A 20,169-nucleotide genomic window follows, 5' to 3' on the forward strand; every position below is an offset into this window, starting at 1 on the left:
CCATTTAAAGCATGAATATTTTCCGTAAACTCGAACAATATTGGCAACATCCGCTGCTGTACTGGCCGCTGGTTATCTTGATTGCCGCTGCGACACCGTTCACTTTCGCCCCGTATTATCATTTCTGGCTAATGCCGCTGTTGTTTGGAGCGCTGATACGCCTGATTGAATTGCGTCCACGCTTTGCCGTCATGACTGCCTATCTGTTCGGATTAATCGGTTATACGGCGCAGTTTTATTGGATACACACTGCCTTGCATGACGTTTCGGGTTTGCCGGATTCATACGCCATCCCCCTCACCTTCCTGCTGCCGGCATTTCTTGCGCTTTATCCGGCCATCTGTTTTTGGGTGTGGAGAAAATGCAACCTGTCGCGCTGGGCCAAAACCGGCCTCCTGCTGCCGATTTTGTGGACGCTGGCAGAATTTGCCCGCGAACGTTTTCTGACCGGATTCGGCTGGGGCGCAATCGGCTATTCCCAAATCATCAAAGACAGCCCGTTGGCAGGTTTCGCGCCTTTGGGCGGCATTCATATGGTCACGCTGGCAACCGCTTTCCTCAGCGCATGGCTGGTGTTGCTGATTGACAACCACGGCCGTCTGAAACACCGCCTGCTGCCCTTATTCCTTATCGTTGCGCTCTGCTCCGTCGGCTACATTTCCCAACAAACCGAATACACCCGCCCTGACGGCAGCACCAGCACGGTTGCTCTGATTCAAGGCAATATCGAGCAAAATCTGAAATGGAAAGAAGAACAAATCATTCCGACCATTCAGAAATACTACGAACAAATCAGCAAAACCAGTGCCGACATCGTTATCCTGCCTGAAACCGCCCTGCCGCTGATGCGCCAAGACCTGCCCGAAGGCATCTTGGAACAATTCGCCGAGCAAGCGCAAAGCAACGGCAGCGCGTTGGCCATCGGTATAAGCCAATATACGCCCGACGGCAACGGCTACGAAAATGCAGTCATCAATTTGAGCGAATATCACAACAGCACTTCCGATGTTATCCCCTACTACGCCAAGAACCACCTCGTTCCATTTGGCGAATACAAACCCTTACCCGCCATTACTGAGCGTCTCTATAAAATGATGGATATGCCTTTGGCCGACTTTCAAAAAGGCGGTGACAACCAAGCGCCTTTGGTGATGAAAGATCAAAAAGTCGCCTTCAATATCTGCTATGAAGACGGTTTCGGCGACGAACTCATCGCAACGGCGAAACGCTCTACCCTACTCGCCAACATCAGCAATATGGCGTGGTACGGCAAATCCAATGCCATGTATCAGCAGCTTCAACAGTCCCAAGCGCGTGCAATGGAACTGGGCCGCTACATGGTTCGCGCCACCAATACCGGCGCGACCGCCATTATTTCCCCTAAAGGTACGATTGTTGCCGAAGCCCAACCGGATACAGAAGCAGTCCTCGAAGGCCACGTTAAAGGCTATATCGGAGAAACGCCTTATATGAAAGCAGGCGGCTCAACATGGCTTATCAGCATTTTGGCCTTTATCGGCGTATTCCTTATCCTGATTGGCCGGAAGAAACCAGAATAAAAAAAAATTTTAAGACCTTGTTATACAAGGTCTTTTTTATTGCTAAAACTATTTACATACAAAAATGTTTGTAATATACTTACCAAAAACCTAGCAAATCACTCAAATTTTCTAAGACAATCAACCCTTGCGATTCAAGCAGTAAAAACTATTGAATCTATCGTTAATTTACAGAAAAAATCCAACCCATAACAAAACAAACCACAGGCGGTGTTATACTGCTTGTCACACAATAAACAAAAAGCCGTTTTCAGACGGCCCAATCAAGGAGAGCATCCTTTATGAATAAAGCTTTTGCATTACCCGTTATCCAAAGTGGCAACGGTAGCCTCGAGCAATACATTCATACTGTCAACAGCATTCCCATGCTGACTGCCGAAGAAGAAACACAACTGGCCGAACGTCAACAAAAAGGCGATCTCAATGCCGCCAAACAACTTATTCTGTCCCATCTTCGCGTCGTCGTATCCATTGCACGCGGTTACGACGGCTACGGCCTCAACCAAGCCGACCTGATTCAAGAAGGCAATATCGGCCTGATGAAAGCCGTCAAACGCTACGAACCAAGTCGTGGTGCGCGCCTGTTTTCGTTTGCCGTACATTGGATTAAAGCCGAAATCCACGAATTCATTTTGCGCAACTGGCGTTTGGTCCGCGTTGCCACAACCAAACCGCAACGCAAACTGTTCTTCAACCTGCGCAGCATGCGTAAAAACCTGAATGCCTTGTCTCCAAAAGAAGCGCAAGAAATCGCCGACGATTTGGGCGTCAAATTATCCGAAGTCTTGGAAATGGAGCAACGCATGACCGGTCACGACATCGGCATCATGGCAGAAAACAACGATGATGAGGACAACTTCGCCCCTATCGACTGGTTGGCCGATCACGATGCAGAGCCTAGCCGTCAGTTGTCCAAACAAGCCCACTACGCCCTGCAAACCGAAGGTCTGCAAAACGCCTTGGCGCAACTGGACGACCGCAGCCGCCGTATCGTTGAAAGCCGCTGGTTGCAAGACGATGGCGGTTTGACCCTTCACGAATTGGCTGCCGAATACGGCGTATCTGCCGAACGCATCCGCCAAATCGAAGCCAAAGCCATGCAAAAATTGCGCGGTTTCTTGGCAGAAGAAGCTGAAGCCGTTTAAGCCTTTCTTGATAAAAAGGCCGTCTGAATCTTTTCAGACGGCCTTTTCGATGGCAACCCTCATTGCATCTTCTCCCCCAACACATTCATTTTAAAGCCCACTTAAGCTATAATACCCACCACACACACTACCCAGTCATACCATAACCATGCAACTTACCGTCGTCGGACTCAATCATCAAACCGCGCCCTTGAGCATACGCGAAAAACTGGCATTTGCAGCTGCAAATCTGCCGGATGCCGTGTCCAACCTCGCGCGCAGTGAGGCGGCGGAAGAAGCAGTTATTCTTTCTACCTGCAACCGCACCGAGCTTTACTGCGTCGGCGAAACCGAAAAAATCATCGACTGGTTGGCGCAATATCACGACCTGCCTGCCGAAGAAATCCGCCCTTACCTCTATACCTTAGATAATAATGAAACCGTCCGCCACGCCTTCCGTGTCGCCTGCGGCTTGGACTCCATGGTCTTGGGCGAACCGCAAATTCTCGGTCAAATCAAAGATGCTGTCCGCGTTGCACAAGAACAGGAAAGCATCAACACCCACTTAAACGCCCTGTTTCAAAAAACCTTTGCCGTTGCCAAAGAAGTGCGTACCGACACTGCTGTCGGCGAAAACTCCGTCTCCATGGCTTCTGCATCGGTCAAAATGGCAGAGCAAATCTTCCCTTCCATTTCCGATCTGAACGTCCTCTTTATCGGCGCAGGCGAAATGATTGAGCTGGTAGCCACTTATTTTGCCGCCAAAAATCCCAAGCTCATTACCGTTGCCAACCGTACACACCAGCGTGCACAGGAATTGTGCGACAAACTCGGTGTCAACGCCGAAGCCTGCCTGCTGAATGAATTACCCGATATTTTGCACGATTACGACGTGGTTGTTTCTTCCACCGCCAGCCAACTCCCCCTCGTCGGCAAAGGCATGGTCGAACGCGCATTGAAAAAACGCCACAACATGCCTGTTTTCCTGCTGGATTTGGCCGTTCCGCGCGATATCGAAGCCGAAGTCGGCGAATTGGAAGACGCATATCTCTATACCGTAGACGACATGATGGACATTGTCCAAAGCGGTAAAGATGCGCGCAAAAAGGCAGCGGCGGCGGCTGAAAGCATGGTGGAAGAAAAGGTCAGCGAATTTATCCGCCTGCAGAAAAACCGCCAAAGTGTTCCGCTTATCCGCGCCTTACGCGACGAAGGCGAACGCGCGCGCCGCCAAGTATTGGAAAATGCCATGAAGCAACTGGCAAAAGGCGTATCCGCCGAGGATGTCCTCGAACGCCTCTCCATTCAGTTGACCAACAAACTGCTCCACTCTCCGACACGCACGCTCAATAAAGCTGGCTCGGACAACAGCGAATTAATCGATGCCGTGGCACAGATCTACCATTTGGATCAACACGACTGACCACAATTTAAAGGCCGTCTGAAAAAAGCGAACCGACCGACAGGTCATATTCAAAAGTTTTCAGACGGCCTTAAAACAATAAAATCCCAATTATCATTTTTTCATTTAAAATGAAATGCTTGAAAAAAAACCGTTAAAGTGTAAAAATCCTACCTTATACATTTAAACAGCATTCAAACAATAAAACTGCCTGCCGATTCAAACGCATGCCGACAATACGATAGGCACCGGCAAAAGGAACTTTCGTGCATATTAAAACAAACACATATCTGGCCCTTGCTGTCCTCTCAGCTTCCCTTCTTTCAGGTTGCGACAAAGTCAGCACCTTTTTCGACAAAGACGAAAACAAAGAACTCGTTCAACGTATTGAAACCAATACCGATGACGGAAAAGTCGGTATGTTGTTGCCCGACTTCGCCCAACTGGTGCAAAACGAAGGACAGGCCGTCGTCAATATTCAAGCGACACCGGCAAAACGCTCTGCGACACCGGATGACGACCACAGCATGGACCTGAGCCAATTTCCCGACAACGATCCGTTTTACGAGTTCTTCAAACGCCTTGTTCCCAATATGCCAGACATGCCGCAAGAAGATACCGAAAGCGACGATTTGAATTTCGGTTCTGGCTTCATCATCAGCAAAGACGGCTATATCCTGACCAATACCCACGTGGTTGCCGGCATGGGCAATATCAAAGTCCTGCTCAACGACAAACGCGAATACACTGCCAAACTGGTCGGCTCAGATGCCCAATCCGATGTTGCCCTCTTAAAAATCGAGCCGCAAGAAGACTTGCCGGTTGTCAAAATCGGCAATCCGAAAGATTTGAAACCGGGCGAATGGGTAGCCGCCATTGGTGCGCCTTTCGGCTTTGACAACAGCGTAACCTCCGGCATCGTCTCCGCCAAAGGCCGCAGCCTGCCGAATGAAAACTACACGCCGTTCATCCAAACCGACGTTGCCATCAACCCCGGCAACTCAGGCGGCCCGTTATTCAACCTCCGTGGCCAAGTAGTCGGCATTAACTCGCAAATTTACAGCCGCAGCGGCGGTTTCATGGGCATTTCGTTTGCTATTCCGATTGATGTTGCCATGAATGTGGCCGATCAATTGAAAGCCAACGGCAAAGTCCAACGCGGTCAATTAGGCGTGGTTATTCAAGAAGTTTCTTATGATTTGGCCAAATCTTTCGGTTTGGACAAAGCAAGCGGCGCGCTGATTGCCAAAATCATGCCGAACAGCGCAGCGCAACAAGCCGGGTTGCAAGTCGGCGATATTGTCCGCAGCGTAAACGGAGAAGAAGTCCGCGCCTCCAGCGATTTGCCGGTCATGGTCGGCTCGATGATGCCGGGAAAAGAAGTGACTTTAAGCATTTGGCGCGGCGGCAAACAAACCGATGTCAAAGTCAAACTTGGCAGCGCAGCTGAACAAACGGAAACTTCTGCAAAAGAAGCCGAACACTCGCAACACGAAGGCGGCCATGACGGATTTACCGTTGAAAATGCAGGCCTAACTTTGCAGGTTGAAAACGCAGACGGCAAACAACGCTTAATCGTTCTGCGCGTTAGCGGTGCGGCCGAACGTGCCGGCCTCAAACGCGGCGACGAAATCATTGCCGTCAGTCAAATCAGCGTCAATGACGAATCCACTTTCCGTAGCGCATTGGAAAGCTCAGGCAAAAACGTACCGCTTTTGGTACAACGCGAAGGCAATACTTTGTTCCTCGCGCTAAATCTGCAGTAGTCCGATTTTTCAGACGGCATGATGATGTGTTAGATGATAAAATACCCATCTGTCAAAGGCGGTGGGTATTTTGTTATCCGTCTTCCAGTTTAGGCCGTCTGAAAATATTTCACCGCTTATATACAATATAATTATGCAACTTATTAATTATTCAAATTCTATTTTATCCATCGTCCCGGCAGCCATTGCGCTCGCCTTGGCCATTGCCACGCGCCGTGTATTGCTGTCCTTAGGTGTCGGCATTATCGTAGGCTCATTTTTGCTGGTAGGCGGTAATCCACTTGATGCCTTGGTTCACTTAAAAGACATGGCTGTCAGCCTGACTTGGGCGGACGGTGATTGGTCTTTGGGCAAACCCAAAATCCTGCTCTTTTTGGTGCTTTTGGGGATTTTCACTTCTCTGCTGACTCATTCCGGCAGCAACCAAGCATTTGCCGATTGGGCAAAACAGCACATCAAAGGCCGTCGCGGTGCAAAACTGCTGACTGCCTGTTTGGTATTCGTTACCTTTATTGACGACTATTTCCACAGCCTTGCCGTCGGTGCGATTGCCCGCCCTGTAACCGACAAATTCAAAGTTTCCCGCGCCAAACTGGCTTATATCCTTGACTCCACTGCCGCGCCGATGTGCGTTTTGATGCCTGTATCCAGCTGGGGGGCATCGATTATTGCTACTTTGGCAGGCCTTTTGGTGACTTACAACATCACAGACTACACACCGATGGGCGCATTCGTGGCCATGAGCCTGATGAATTACTACGCCGTCTTCGCGTTGATTATGGTGTTTGTCGTTGCTTGGTTCTCCTTCGACATCGGCTCCATGGCTCGTTTGGAACGTGCCGCTTTGAATGAAATTCATGATGAAACCGTTGAAACAGGCCATCCCAACGGTCGTGTATTTGCACTAATTGTGCCGGTTTTGGTACTGATTGTCGCCACGGTTTCCGCCATGATTTACACTGGTGCACAAGCTTCTGAAACCTTCTCTTTGCTCAGCGCGTTTGAAAATACCGACGTGAACACTTCCCTCGTGTTCGGCGGCACCTGCGGCGTATTGGCCGTCATCCTCTGCACCATCGGCACCATCAAAACCAGCGACTACCCTAAAGCCATTTGGCAGGGCATCATCTCTATGCGTGGTGCCATTACCATCTTGATTTTGGCATGGATCATCAGCACCGTTGTCAGCGAGATGCACACCGGCGAATACCTCTCCACTTTGGTGGCAGGCAATATCCATGCAGGCTTCCTGCCCGTGATTTTGTTTATGCTCGCAGGCGTGATGGCCTTCGCTACCGGCACAAGCTGGGGCACATTCGGCATCATGTTGCCGATTGCCGCCGCCATGTCCGTCAAAGTCGAACCTTCGCTGATTATCCCTTGCATGTCTGCCGTAATGGCCGGTGCCGTATTTGGCGACCACTGCTCACCGATTTCCGACACCACCATCCTCTCTTCTACCGGCGCACACTGTAACCACATCGACCATGTTACCTCACAATTCCCTTACGCGCTGACCGTAGCCGCGTCTGCCGCCTCAGGCTACCTCGTACTAGGCATGACCGGCTCTGCGCCTTTAGGTTTTGTGGTAACCGGCATCGTGATGGTTGTGTTGATTTTCATCTTAAAAGACAAGAAAAAAGCAACTGCCTAATTCAAAACCAATATTCAGACGGCCTGAGATATTTCTACACTCTCAGGCCGTCTGAACATAACGATTATCCAATATATACATTATTCAGGACAAAACAATGAATACGCCTCATCTTCCACGCGGCCCAGTCATGGCCGACGTCGCCGCCTATCATCTGACCGAAGAAGAAAAACAACGCCTGCTCGACCCTGCCATCGGTGGCGTTATTTTGTTCCGCCGCAACTTTGAAAACGTTTCCCAGCTCAAAGCTTTGGTTCAAGAAATCAAAGCCGTCCGTACACCTGAACTCATCATCGCCGTTGACCACGAAGGCGGACGGGTTCAACGTTTTATTGACGGCTTCACCCGCCTGCCGGCCATGAACGTATTGGGCGAAATTTGGGACAACGAAGGCAAAGAAGCCGCCTGCGCCCAAGCAGAACAAGTCGGCTGGGTTTTAGCAACCGAACTCTCCGCCTGCGGTATCGACCTATCCTTTACGCCTGTATTGGATTTGGACTGGGGTCAATGCGCCGTCATCGGCAACCGCAGTTTCCACCGCGACGCCAACATCGTGACCCAGCTTGCCCTTGCCCTGCAAAAAGGCCTGAACAAAGGCGGCATGAAATCTTGCGGCAAACACTTCCCCGGCCACGGCTTTGTCGAAGGTGACAGCCATCACGTCCTGCCTTGCGACGAACGCAGCCGCGAAGCGCTCGAAGCCGCAGACCTTATTCCCTTCCGAGCATTAAGCCAAGCAGGTATGGCCGCAGTCATGCCTGCCCACGTCGTCTACCCGCAAATCGACAGCCAACCTGCCGGCTTCTCCGAAAAATGGCTGAAACAAATCCTGCGCCAAGAAATCGGATTTAACGGCGTTATCTTTTCAGACGACCTGACCATGGAAGGCGCATGCGGTGTCGGCGGTATTAAAGAACGCGCCCGCCTTTCTTTTGAAGCAGGCTGCGATATTGTACTGGTATGCAACCGCCCTGACTTGGTAGATGAATTGCGAGACAGTTTCCACGCACCGGCAAACGCCGATTTAGCAGCACGTTGGCAATACATGGCCAACACATTGACCGTACAAGAAGCTGCCGACATCATGGCAACCGAAGAATTCCAAGCCGCCCAACAGGCGACCGCCAAACTGGCAACGCCTAAAGACATCGCAGGCGGTGTCAAAGTCGGCGAAGCATTCTGATTCAAGGCCGTCTGAAACATTGATAGCAAATAAAAAAGGAAGACTTGAAAAAGTCTTCCTTTTTTGTCTTCCTAATTAATGAAGTTTTACGTTATAGCGACGTTCCAAACGTAAGAATACCCATCCTAATACACTCGTCAATACAAGATAAATCAATGCAACCGTATAAAGCGGCTCTTGGAATATCGAATACTGGCCAGTAATCGCTTTTTGAACAGACATAAGTTCAGGAACTGCAATAACAGACAGCAAAGAACTATCTTTCAAAAGCGTGATAAATTCACCTGCAAGTGGCGGCAACATACGGCGAAGAGCCTGAGGCAAAATCACATAACGCATCGCCTGAGTATAGGTCAGACCCAAAGAACGCGCAGCTTCCATTTGGCCTTTATCAATCGACTGGATACCGGCACGGAAAATCTCACAAACATATGCACCTGAGTTTGCAATCAAAGCCATTACACCTGCGATCAATGGGCCATAAGAGCGACGAAAATTAATTGCAGATTCTCCGCTGATTAATGCACCATCGGTAGGATGTACAAAAAATGGGAAAATAACAAAAGCCCAAATAATAACTTGAGCAAGCAATGGCGTACCGCGGAACAACGCAACATACACAAAAGAAATCTTACGCAAAACCCAAGCCAAGGCACGTATCGGCGCACCGGCTTTTTCCGGATTAACCAAACGAGCCAATGCCAGCAGCAAACCCAAAATCGAACCGCCTATCGTTGCAACCACTGTAATTCCCAGCGTTGCTAATACGCCGTAAAAAAACATCCAGCGGTATTCATAAATAATGTCAAAACGAAAATCCATAACCCTTCCGTCGGTCAAAATCGGTAACTAATCCGAATATTTTTTAAAATGAAGCTTGATATTTTACAAGAAAATACATTGCTTGAACGGTTTTTTGTTAAATTATTCCGCCCAACCCTACTTTTTTTACATTTCCAACGAATTAAAGCCCCTTTTCACCTTTCATCATATAAGACATTTTCCGTATAAAAAACAAAGCGCAAACCCGACACAAAATTGACCGAAACACAAAAACAGCGGATAATCCGCCCATTCTTCAAACATCTTTCAGACGGCCTTCCCTCTTCCCTTGAAGGCCGTCTGAAAACATTTTAAAAAGCATAAAACATGAAAGCACCCGAACTCTTATTGCCTGCAGGCGGCCTCGAACGTATGCGCGCCGCCTACGATTATGGCGCAGATGCCGTTTACGCCGGCAGCCCACGTTACTCCCTGCGCGCCCGCAACAACGAATTTGCCAAACTCGACGTTCTCGAGCAAGGCATTAAAGAAGCGCACGAGCGCAACAAAAAATTCTTTTTGACCGTCAATACGCTGCCGCACAACTCCAAACTCAAAACCTTTGTTTCCGATATGGAGCCCTTGATTGCCATGAAGCCCGACGCGCTGATTATGGCGGATCCGGGTTTGATCATGACCGTGCGCGAAAAATGGCCAGAAATGCCGATCCACCTGTCCGTACAGGCGAACACCACCAACTACTGGGGCGTAAAATTCTGGCAAAACATCGGTGTCGAACGCATCATCCTGTCGCGCGAATTGAGCATGGAAGAAATCGCCGAAATCCGCCAAGAATGCCCCGACATCGAACTCGAAGTCTTCATTCACGGCGCATTGTGTATCGCCTACTCCGGTCGCTGCCTGCTCTCCGGCTACTTCAACCACCGCGACCCCAACCAAGGCACCTGCACCAACTCCTGCCGTTGGGATTACAAAGTCCACAACGCCGTCGAAAGCGACGCAGGTGATGCCCAGCTTCTGCAAGGTTTTAACTTTGAAAAAGCCCAAGAAGAAGCCAACCAAAACTTTGAAGGCATCAACGGTCAAAAACGCCATCCCTATGCCGACAAAGTTTTCCTGATTGAAGAGTCCAACCGTCCGGGCGAAATGATGCCGATTATGGAAGACGAACACGGCACCTACATCATGAACTCCAAAGACCTTCGCGGCATTGAAGTGGTTGAGAAACTGGTCAAAATCGGCGTGGACAGCCTCAAAGTCGAAGGCCGCACCAAATCGCTTTATTATGTTGCACGCGTGGCCCAGTCCTACCGCAAAGCGATTGACGATGCCGTTGCAGGCCGTCCGTTTGATTACAGCCTGTTGAGCGAACTCGAAGGCCTTGCCAACCGCGGCTACACCAGCGGCTTCCTTGAGCGCCACCAAACCCAGGATTACCAAAACTACCTCAGTGGCCATTCGATTGCCAAACAAAGCCAATATGTCGGCCACGTTACCGAAATTGACGAAAACGGCTGGGCGACCATCGAAGTCAAAAACCGCTTTGCCATCGGCGATTCACTCGAAATTATCCACCCGAGCGGCAACCAAACCATCAAATTGGAACAAATGACCCGCAAAGGTCAGCCTGTCGATGTGGCACCAGGCAACGGCATTCAGGTCAAAATCCCCAATATGCAGGGCAAAGAAAAAGCTTTGGTTGCGCGGATTATGAATCCTTAAACGTCAACAAAATAAAGGCCGTCTGAAAGTTTCAGACGGCCTTTTTAAATGATCTATACTATTTTAAGCCTGTTCTTGCAATACAGCGGCAATCAATTCTTCCGCACCATCATCTGCCAGTTTTTTGGCGACTGCGCGACCCAAGGCATCGGCGTATTCGGCAGGGGCTTGCGCGTCCGCCTGCAAAATGACCGAACCATCAGGATGACCGACCAAGCCGCGCAAAGTCAGCAAGCCGTTTTCTTCAGTGCAATATGCGGCCAGCGGTACTTGGCAGCTTCCGCCCAAAGCGTGCGCCAACGCACGTTCGGCCGTAACGCAGGCGTGTGTGGTATCGTGGTTCAAAGGCTTTAAGATTTCGTATAAATCTTCGCGATGCGCTGCAATTTCAATACCCAATGCGCCTTGTCCGGCGGCAGGCAGACTGTCGGATTCCGACAAAATCATGCGGATGCGTTCGTCCAATTCCAGACGCTGCAAACCGGCGGCAGCCAAAATAATCGCGTCGTATTCGCCGTTATCGAGTTTGGACAAACGGGTTTGCACATTACCGCGCAAAGGTTTGATAACCAAATGCGGATAGCGCGCGCGCAACTGGGCTTCGCGGCGCAGGCTGGATGTGCCTACGACGGCGCCTTTGGGCATTTCTTCCAAACGCGCGTATTGGTTGGACACAAACGCGTCAAACGGATTGGCGCGTTCGCCGATTGCTGCAAGCGCGAAACCTTCAGGCAAATCCATCGGTACGTCTTTAATCGAATGCACGGCCAAGTCGGCCCTGCCATCATACAAAGCCTGCTCCAACTCTTTGACAAACAAGCCTTTACCGCCGACTTTTGACAAAGTTCTGTCCAAAATCTGGTCGCCGCGCGTGGTCATGCCCAAAATCTCGACTTCGCAATCGGGATACAGGGCTTTCAGACGGCCTTGGATATGTTTTGCCTGCCACATGGCAAGCAGGCTTTCGCGACTGGCGATAACGAGTTTTTTCGGGTTCATAATGGTTGCCTGAAAGATGGAAAACGGCATGAAGTCTATCATATTTTGGGCGGTTTTTCAGACGACACAAGGGTGAATATGTTATATTTACGCCTAAAAACCAAATTTTCGGGACAACATGAAACGCGCCAAACAATATCCTTTTTTATCCTTACAGCGGCAACGTTTTCATCTGAACTTTGAAAACGCTTCTTCCGCCGCCAACCTTCCTTCAGAGAACGACTTCTACCGCTGGGCGTGGTCTGCCTTGAAAAACGAATACCGCCGTGCAGACATCAGCCTGATTCTTCTGGACGAAGAAGAAGCCCGCGCTTACAACCGCGACTACCGCGGCAAAGATTACGCCACCAATGTATTGAGTTTTGCGCTCAACGAAGGTGAAATCCTGCCCGACCAGTTTTCAGACGGCCTGTATGGCGATTTAGTAATTTGCCCGCAAGTGGTTTTAAAAGAAGCCGCCGAACAAGGCAAAACACCCGAGCAGCATTTTGCCCACCTGACCATACACGGTACTTTACACCTGATGGGCTACGACCACATCGAAGACGATGAAGCCGAAATAATGGAAACCGAAGAAATCCGCCTGATGCTGGCGACAGGCTTCCCCAACCCCTACCAAGAGGACGAATATTAAAATGGACGGTACGCAGTCGAAACCCAAGTTTTTCGAACGCCTAATCTCCCGACTTGCAGGCGAGCCCGACTCCGCCGAAGACGTATTGACCCTGCTGCGCCAAGCGCACGAGCAGGAAGTTTTTGATGCCGACACACTGACCCGGCTGGAAAAAGTATTGGACTTTGCCGAGCTGGAAGTTCGCGACGCCATGATTACGCGCAGCCGCATGAACGTATTGAAAGAGAACGACAGCATCGAGCGCATCACGGCCTACGTCATCGAAACCGCCCATTCGCGTTTCCCCGTCATCGGCGAAGACAAAGACGAAGTTTTGGGTATTTTGCACGCCAAAGACCTGCTCAAATATATGTTCAACCCCGAGCAGTTCCACCTGAAATCCGTCTTGCGCCCTGCCGTTTTCGTGCCCGAAGGAAAATCTTTGACCGCCCTTTTAAAAGAGTTCCGCGAACAGCGCAACCACATGGCAATTGTTATCGACGAATACGGCGGCACATCCGGCTTGGTCACCTTTGAAGACATTATCGAGCAAATTGTCGGCGACATCGAAGACGAGTTTGACGAAGACGACAGCGCCGACAATATCCACGCCGTTTCTTCCGAACGCTGGCGCATCCACGCGGCCACCGAAATCAAAGACATCAACACCTTCTTCGGTACGGAATATAGCAGCGAAGAAGCCGACACCATCGGCGGTCTGGTCATTCAAGAGTTGGGACATCTGCCCGTGCGCGGCGAAAAAGTCATCATCGGCAGCCTGCAATTTACCGTTGCACGCGCCGACAACCGCCGTCTGCACACCCTGATGGCCACACGAATTAAAGAAAACACGGATAAACCATGATTATTCTGGATCACGTCTCCAAACACTATCAAACACGCGACAAAAAAGACTTTGTCGCCGTCGAGCCGACCAGCCTCGAAATCAAACAGGGAGAAATCTTCGGCCTGATGGGCTATTCCGGCGCAGGCAAATCCACCCTGCTGCGCCTGATTAATTTATTGGAACGTCCGGATACAGGTACCGTCAGCGTATGCGGCCAAGAACTGACCGCGCTCAACGCCACGCAACTGCGCCACGCTCGACAAAATATCGGCATGGTATTCCAACAGTTCAACCTATTGAGCAACCGTACCGTTGCCGAAAACGTCGCCTTTCCCTTAGAAATTGCCAAATGGCCGTCTAAAAAAATCCAAGCGCGTGTTGAAGAATGTTTGGAAATTGTCGACTTGCAAGACCGTGCCAATCATTACCCGTCCCAACTTTCCGGCGGTCAAAAACAACGTGTCGGCATTGCCCGCGCGCTGGCGCCGCAACCTCAAGTCATCCTCGCCGACGAACCCACTTCCGCCCTCGACCCCGCCACTACGCGCAGCGTTTTGAAGTGTTTGGAAGACATCAACCGACGTTTCAACGTAACCATCGTCATCGTTACCCACGAAATGAGCGTTATCCGCCGCCTGTGCGACCGTGCCGCCCTCTTGGACAAAGGCCGTCTGCTGGAAATCGTTGAAGTACACGGCAACCAAATCCATGCCCAATCCGAAATCGGGCAAGAGCTGATTCGAGAGGACTAATATGGCAGATTTAACATTTGAAAGTGCTGTTGCGACCATCGTCAGCATGAAGGACGAAATTATCCAAGCCTTGGGCGAAACCTTTATTATGGTCGGACTATCAACTACATTCGCCGTTATCTTCGGTACGATTTTGGGCGTATTGCTGTTTGTGACGTCAAGTCATCAGTTGCACTACAACAAACAACTGAATTTATTTTTGGACAACCTGGTCAACCTGATGCGCGCGTTTCCTTTCGTCATCCTGATGATTGCCATGATTCCTGTTACACGCGCCATCATCGGTACGACCATCGGCCCGGTTGCCGCCTCATTGGTATTGAGCGTATCCGGCTTGTTCTACTTCGCCCGTCTGGTCGAGCAAAATCTGCGCGAAGTACCCAGAGGCGTGATTGAAGCAGCCTCCGCAATGGGAGCCTCACCCATGAGCATCATCTGCAAAGTGCTTTTGAATGAAGCGCGCGCAGGTATGGTTTCCAGCATTACCGTACTGGCTATCGGCCTTCTATCGTACAGCGCGGCGGCAGGCATGATTGGCGGCGGCGGCTTGGGCGACCTTGCCATCCGTTACGGCTACTACCGCTATCAAATGGAAGTCATCATCTTCATCGTCGCCATCCTGGTTTTACTCGTTATCCTGATTCAAGGTATCGGCAACAGATTGGCACGCAAACTAGACAAGCGTTAAACAAACCAGGCCATCTGAAATGGACTTACTATTTTTCGGATGGCCTGTTATCTATTTAGGGCATATATTTCAAATAAATTTACAAAAAACGTCCTCATATTTCCAAAATAGATTTACAATCCCTCTTTTTTTGACAGCGGCGGCTTGAGGCCGTCTGAAACCGCTTTATCATCCATCAGGAGCAAAATATGCAAATCAACCCATTCTTCAAAACCCTTTCAGCCGCTGCGCTCGCCATCGTACTGGCTGCCTGCGGCGGTCAAAAAGACAGCGCGCCTGCTGCTTCTGCCGCTTCTTCTGCCGACAACGGCGCAGAGAAAAAAGAAATTGTCTTCGGTACAACCGTCGGCGACTTCGGCGATATGGTAAAAGACCAAATCCAACCGGCTTTGGAGAAAAAAGGCTATAAAGTCAAACTGATAGAGTTCACCGACTATGTACGCCCCAACCTTGCTTTGGCTGAAGGCGAATTGGACATCAACATCTTCCAACACAAACCTTATCTGGACGACTTCAAAAAAGAACACAAACTGGACATCGTTGAAGCCTTCCAAGTACCGACCGCACCTTTGGGCCTGTACCCTGGCAAACTGAAATCTTTGGACGAAGTGAAAGACGGCGTCAGCGTTTCTGCACCTAACGACCCATCTAACTTTGCCCGTGCATTGGTTATGTTGAACGAATTGGGCTGGATTAAACTGAAAGCCGACGTTGATCCGCTGACTGCCTCTAAAAACGATATTGCCGAAAATCCAAAAAACATCCAAATCGTAGAACTTGAAGCCGCCCAACTGCCGCGCAGCCGTGCCGACGTTGACTTTGCCATCGTTAACGGCAATTACGCCATGAGCAGCGGCATGAAACTGACCGAAGCCCTGTTCCAAGAGCCAAGCTTTGCCTACGTTAACTGGTCTGCCGTCCGCACTGCCGACAAAGACAGCCAATGGCTGAAAGATGTAACCGAAGCCTACAACTCTGACGAGTTCAAAGCCTACTCACAAAAACGCTTTGCCGGTTACAAATACCCTGCGGCATGGGGTGAAAACGCAGCAGCAGGTGCTCAAGCCGAAGCCGCCTCTACTGCTTCTGCAACCAAATAAATCGCTCTTTGAAAAAAGGCCGTCTGGAACGTTCAGATGGCCTTTTTCTATTGATTATCTCTTCTCAAAGCTCAAAATAAGTTTTTTGATTAACACCAAACACTTACGTAATTCCCTTTTTAAAACCAAATCAATATGTTGCAAAAAAGTTCAATAAGAAATCATGTTTTTATTCAATATAATCAATCACTAAATGAATTATTCTACTTTTTTATAATATTTACTAGTAATGTTCCGCTTATCCTGATATTATACCGTTCATCTAAAGACATCCGGTTATCTGCATTACAGACCGTTCATCTGAATTGCTTCAAACCACTTTGTCGGATTTTCCCATATATGTTGTGTTTCTCCGTATCGAAGGGGTTTGAGCGGTCGAAATACCGTTTTGCTTAGATATTAAAGCTTCGTGCTTTGAAATGAGTGAATTTTTGTTTTAAGTGTCGTAATCTCTTGCTAATTACTCCCAGCTGCAAGAGTTTCAGGGTTGCCCCTTGGGCAGCCCTTCTTTTTTTATATTTCATTATTTCAATATCTTAGACTTTCCCTTATTCATATATTCAAACCAACTGGCAAAACCATTCTTTTTCTCAATCTCAAATCTTCTTCAATTCATTATTCGGCATTACCAGCCAAACCTGTGCCTTTTTAACTTGAGCCGCAGTACGGATGGCCGCTTCATCCATAATAGAAAATGCGGTAGAAAAAGCATCGGCAACTGCCGCACTTTCCGCCATAACGCTCATGCTTTTATAGCGCGGCTGGCTTCCGCCTGTGCGCGGGTCAAACAGATGGGTAAATTTGCCTGCCTCGTCCATTACCGTGCCATAGCCGCCCGATGTGGCAAACGCTTGATTTTTCATGGCAATGGTGGTCAGGATTTTGTCTTCTTGGTCAGGATTGCGGATGCTGACATTCCACTCGCGCTGGTTGGCATTATCAAAGCCGTAAATCTCCCCCATATCAATCAATGCCTGAGAAACGCCTTGCTGCTTCAACAATTCAGCTACTTTGTCGGTGATATAGCCTTGGGCAATGCCGTTAAGCGACAAGCCCATGCCTTTTTGGGCAAAACGGATTTCTTTGGTATCAAAATCGACTTTGTTGAAATCCACTAATTTGAGCGTGTCTTTGATACTGCGCTCAGATGGTGGCGTTTCGGTTTTTGGGTTTCGCCTGAAATGATCGGCATACAGATTCCACAATGGCTGAATGCTGGGATCAAACGCACCCTGCGTCAGCTGATGGATATCTCGGCTGATACTGAGCAGCTGCAAAAAATCGGATGGCGGATTTTTCAGACGGCCTTCTCGGTTTAAACGGCTGATCAGGCTGTCGTCCCGATACAGGCTGAAGATTTTTTCCAACCGTGAAACTTCTGCCAATACTTTGTTGATCAGTATCTCCGCCTGCCTGCGCCCAACGCCGAACAAACGCAATTCCGCACCCGAGCCTAATGCAATCCCTTTCCAGATAACAGGCTGCCCTTCTTGATTCGGGCTGGCTGAATGAGTCAGCTGATTGGTTTTGCGGCTGATGGCAAAAGGAATGCCGACACCGGCGGCAAGGGTGGCTGCTATGGCAAGGAAACGGCGGCGCGTTAAAGGGGTGGACATAAAGTATTCCTTAGATTTTTTATCTTTATATTGAAAGCCGCATTCATTAAATCAGCAATCGGCAGCTTCCAACACAAAGGCCGTCTGAAACTGTTTCAGACGGCCTTTTATTGATTGTTTTATTTGAAAATGTATTCGTCGGGCATCTCTGCAAAACCGACTACTCTGCCGCCTTTTTCTTTGGCGAATTTTTCAGCCTGAGCCTTGTCGGCAAACGGAAGTGCGTCTTCCGCACCCATGCCGCCGATAAAGCTGCTTTCGATAACGTAATAGGCTTTTTTCGCATCTATCCATTCGGCGTCGGCATTGGGTTTTTCCCAATCTTTGACTTTGCCCATATCGGTAACATAGATGGCATGAATGCCTTTAGGCTCTTCGGGCAGTTTGGTGTAGCCGAACATCTGCTTGATGGTGGAAAACCAAACCGGTTTGTCAGGTTTGCCGTTCAAGAAGATTTGCGCTTTAGGGCCGTTGTGTTCAGTCAAATTCATGCTGCAGTAATGACCGACCGCGCTGTCGCTGATTTGTTGGGGCGCAGGCGGAGGGCTGTTGTCCTGCTTGCTGCAGGCTGCCAATGCGATGAGTGTGAAGGTTGTCAATAATATTTTTCTCATATTTGTCGCTTTCCGAAAATCCAGGCGGCTAAGACCAAGGGAATGATAACCCATAATACCTGAGCCGTCAGCAAAACAGGCATACTCAGGCTGATTTGTTCGCTCAAACCCGCCATGCCGGCATACATGGCTGTATTTTCGTAACCCGTCAGGTTCAGCAGGCGATAAATGTCTGCGGGGTTGAACAGAAGAACGGTTTCCACTACAGGCGCGGTAATGACTTGTTCAGTATCGGCAACCAAAACACCCAAAAGCGCCATATCGAAAATAACGACAAAAAACAGCCATACGCCGATGGCGATACCGGCGGCGGTACCGCGTTCTTTAACTTTTGCGCTGATCAAATAGCCCATGGACAAAAAGGCTGCGCCAAGAATCACGCTGGCAGCAATCAAAAGGGCGAAAGGTTGCCATGCGGCAATATCAAAACCGCCGTTGGCAAGCTGAAGGGTAATACCTGCCAAACCGTAGCCTGCCGTGGTAGCAAGGGCAAGAATGATGAGATGACCGATAAATTTACCGGCAAGGATTTGGTTGCGCGAGATGGGGTAACTTAGCAGCAACGCCATTGTACCGCGCTCGATTTCGCCGATCAGTGCATCATAAGAGAGCAACATCGCAATCAGCGGAATCAAGAAGATAGACAGGCTAGACAGACTGACTACGGTTACCGTCAAGGGATCAACCTTGACCGAACCGGTAGGCGAGCTGCCGAGAAAGCCTAATGACAGTGCCAATGCGGCAAGCAAAAGTGCGGCGGCAAGAACCCAACGGTTGCGCAGGCTGTCTCGGACTTCTTTGCCGGTAATAATCCAAACGGGGTTCATACGTCTTCCCTCTTCAAGAATTGCGCGTACATATCGTCAAGTGTAGGTGTGTAGATATCGATGTAGGCAAGACTGCCCAAATCACCCAATTCACTCAAAAGAGCCATGCGCTCTTCTGCTTTACATTGTGCTTGGTATGACAGGCCGTCTGAAAGCGGATGCCAACGCTCGCTCAACGGGCGCGCTTCTTTCAAGCGGACGTTGACGGTCAGCGGTAGACCGCTTTGAACATGCAACTCATCCATGCTGCCGTCGGCAACTTTCACGCCGTTTTTCATAACGATGATGCGGTCGGCGTGGCCGTCAAGCTCGGCCAGTGCGTGGGTGCTGAGCAATACGGTTGCGCCGCGCCCATTGAGTTCGCGCACAACTTCATAAAACATTTGACGCGAAGCCGGATCAAGGCCGGTAGTCGGCTCGTCAAACAATAAAACTTTAGGCTCGCCCAACAAGGCTTGTGCCAAAGCGAGGCGTTGGCGCATCCCTTTGGAGTAAGTGCCGACGCGGCGGCGTGCGGCCTGGGAAATGCCGACACGCTCGAGCAATTCGCGGTTTTTACTCAGGGGCTGTTTTTTAAGTTTGGCATAGAAATCCATGGTTTCGATACCGGTCAATGAAGGGTGCAATGCAACTGTTTCAGGCAGGTAACCGATTTGGCTGCGACGCTGCGCCCCTGCTTTACTGCCGGTTGGCTCTCCCAAAAGCATCACTTCACCCTCGGTCGGCGTAATCAGGCCGAGTATCAGCTTCATAATGGTAGACTTGCCCGCACCGTTGTGTCCTGCCATGCCGACGCTCTCGCCAGCCTTGAGAACCAGATCGACTTGGTTAACGGCCTTTTGGCTGCCAAACTGCTTGGTCACGTTTCTCAATTCAACGTGGTTGGTACTGCTCATGGATATTCCTCTAGTGAATGTTTC

The 20,169-nt window shown here is 49.8% G+C and carries 18 protein-coding genes; 12 read left to right on the top strand and 6 right to left on the bottom strand.

All coding sequences use genetic code 11. The features are described 5' to 3' along the window. Positions 1 to 11 precede the first annotated feature (11 nt). The 6 genes from lnt to nagZ all read left to right on the top strand — a co-directional run bounded on the left by lnt (position 12) and on the right by nagZ (position 8,688). The gene (gene lnt, locus ACTHTS_RS07350) at positions 12 to 1,559 is read left to right on the top strand and encodes an apolipoprotein N-acyltransferase (RefSeq protein WP_440369663.1); all 1,548 of its coding nucleotides are present in this window, start codon (positions 12 to 14) and stop codon (positions 1,557 to 1,559) included. A 281-nt stretch (positions 1,560 to 1,840) separates the two neighbouring features. After that, positions 1,841 to 2,704, top strand: coding sequence for an RNA polymerase sigma factor RpoH (gene rpoH, locus ACTHTS_RS07355; RefSeq protein ID WP_036493231.1), 864 nt, complete (start codon positions 1,841 to 1,843; stop codon positions 2,702 to 2,704). A 148-nt stretch (positions 2,705 to 2,852) separates the two neighbouring features. Beyond that, a complete protein-coding gene (gene hemA, locus ACTHTS_RS07360; RefSeq protein ID WP_003684306.1) occupies positions 2,853 to 4,106 on the top strand; it encodes a glutamyl-tRNA reductase in 1,254 nt (417 codons plus the stop codon). Positions 4,107 to 4,351: 245 nt separating this feature from the next. Next, entirely contained in the window at positions 4,352 to 5,851 is a 1,500-nt protein-coding gene (locus tag ACTHTS_RS07365) for a DegQ family serine endoprotease (RefSeq protein ID WP_440369664.1), read from the top strand. Positions 5,852 to 5,984: 133 nt separating this feature from the next. Next, positions 5,985 to 7,505, top strand: a complete 1,521-nt coding sequence (locus ACTHTS_RS07370) for a Na+/H+ antiporter NhaC family protein (protein ID WP_440369665.1) — start codon at positions 5,985 to 5,987, stop codon at positions 7,503 to 7,505. Positions 7,506 to 7,602: 97 nt separating this feature from the next. After that, positions 7,603 to 8,688 carry a beta-N-acetylhexosaminidase gene (gene nagZ / locus ACTHTS_RS07375; RefSeq protein WP_440369666.1) on the top strand — a complete coding sequence of 362 codons (1,086 nt, stop codon included), beginning with the start codon at positions 7,603 to 7,605 and terminating at the stop codon, positions 8,686 to 8,688. 75 nt (positions 8,689 to 8,763) lie between these two features. Here the strand turns inward: nagZ and ACTHTS_RS07380 are convergent, their stop codons facing one another. After that, positions 8,764 to 9,510, bottom strand: a complete 747-nt coding sequence (locus tag ACTHTS_RS07380) for an amino acid ABC transporter permease (protein ID WP_070459299.1) — start codon at positions 9,508 to 9,510, stop codon at positions 8,764 to 8,766. Between the two features lie 327 nt (positions 9,511 to 9,837). Here ACTHTS_RS07380 and trhP point away from each other — a divergent pair, with 327 nt between their 5' ends. After that, positions 9,838 to 11,193 carry a prephenate-dependent tRNA uridine(34) hydroxylase TrhP gene (trhP, locus tag ACTHTS_RS07385; protein ID WP_440369667.1) on the top strand — a complete coding sequence of 452 codons (1,356 nt, stop codon included), beginning with the start codon at positions 9,838 to 9,840 and terminating at the stop codon, positions 11,191 to 11,193. Between the two features lie 63 nt (positions 11,194 to 11,256). Here the strand turns inward: trhP and hemC are convergent, their stop codons facing one another. After that, positions 11,257 to 12,192, bottom strand: coding sequence for a hydroxymethylbilane synthase (gene hemC / locus ACTHTS_RS07390; protein ID WP_440369668.1), 936 nt, complete (start codon positions 12,190 to 12,192; stop codon positions 11,257 to 11,259). A 118-nt stretch (positions 12,193 to 12,310) separates the two neighbouring features. On the opposite strand from hemC, the gene ybeY reads away from it, so the two are divergent. The 5 genes from ybeY (at position 12,311) to ACTHTS_RS07415 (ending at position 16,192) form a co-directional block, all read left to right on the top strand. Beyond that, entirely contained in the window at positions 12,311 to 12,826 is a 516-nt protein-coding gene (gene ybeY, locus ACTHTS_RS07395; RefSeq protein WP_440369669.1) for an rRNA maturation RNase YbeY, read from the top strand. Position 12,827: 1 nt separating this feature from the next. Continuing rightward, positions 12,828 to 13,670 carry an HlyC/CorC family transporter gene (locus ACTHTS_RS07400; protein WP_440369670.1) on the top strand — a complete coding sequence of 281 codons (843 nt, stop codon included), beginning with the start codon at positions 12,828 to 12,830 and terminating at the stop codon, positions 13,668 to 13,670. After that, entirely contained in the window at positions 13,667 to 14,404 is a 738-nt protein-coding gene (locus ACTHTS_RS07405) for a methionine ABC transporter ATP-binding protein (protein ID WP_003679393.1), read from the top strand. Before ACTHTS_RS07400 ends, ACTHTS_RS07405 begins: the two co-directional genes overlap by 4 nt. 1 nt (position 14,405) lies before the next feature. Next, positions 14,406 to 15,092: a methionine ABC transporter permease gene (locus ACTHTS_RS07410; protein WP_440369671.1), complete on the top strand. Its 687-nt coding sequence runs from the start codon at positions 14,406 to 14,408 to the stop codon at positions 15,090 to 15,092. Positions 15,093 to 15,280: 188 nt separating this feature from the next. Further along, positions 15,281 to 16,192, top strand: coding sequence for a MetQ/NlpA family ABC transporter substrate-binding protein (locus ACTHTS_RS07415; RefSeq protein WP_440369672.1), 912 nt, complete (start codon positions 15,281 to 15,283; stop codon positions 16,190 to 16,192). A gap of 596 nt (positions 16,193 to 16,788) precedes the next feature. Here ACTHTS_RS07415 and ACTHTS_RS07420 read toward each other — a convergent pair. From ACTHTS_RS07420 to ACTHTS_RS07435, 4 genes are all read right to left on the bottom strand, one after another. Continuing rightward, positions 16,789 to 17,808 (bottom strand): FAD:protein FMN transferase, encoded by a 1,020-nt coding sequence (locus tag ACTHTS_RS07420; RefSeq protein ID WP_440369673.1) that lies wholly within the window; start codon positions 17,806 to 17,808, stop codon positions 16,789 to 16,791. Between the two features lie 119 nt (positions 17,809 to 17,927). Next, the gene (locus tag ACTHTS_RS07425) at positions 17,928 to 18,422 is read right to left on the bottom strand and encodes a nitrous oxide reductase accessory protein NosL (protein WP_070646263.1); all 495 of its coding nucleotides are present in this window, start codon (positions 18,420 to 18,422) and stop codon (positions 17,928 to 17,930) included. Continuing rightward, positions 18,419 to 19,249 carry an ABC transporter permease gene (locus ACTHTS_RS07430; RefSeq protein WP_070606811.1) on the bottom strand — a complete coding sequence of 277 codons (831 nt, stop codon included), beginning with the start codon at positions 19,247 to 19,249 and terminating at the stop codon, positions 18,419 to 18,421. Before ACTHTS_RS07430 ends, ACTHTS_RS07425 begins: the two co-directional genes overlap by 4 nt. Then, a complete protein-coding gene (locus tag ACTHTS_RS07435; RefSeq protein ID WP_440369674.1) occupies positions 19,246 to 20,145 on the bottom strand; it encodes an ABC transporter ATP-binding protein in 900 nt (299 codons plus the stop codon). Before ACTHTS_RS07435 ends, ACTHTS_RS07430 begins: the two co-directional genes overlap by 4 nt. Positions 20,146 to 20,169: the final 24 nt, after the last annotated feature.

Origin of the sequence: Neisseria sp. P0019.S003 (assembly GCF_051957115.1) — a bacterium.
In the GTDB taxonomy this organism is placed as follows: Bacteria; Pseudomonadota; Gammaproteobacteria; order Burkholderiales; family Neisseriaceae; genus Neisseria; species Neisseria flavescens_D.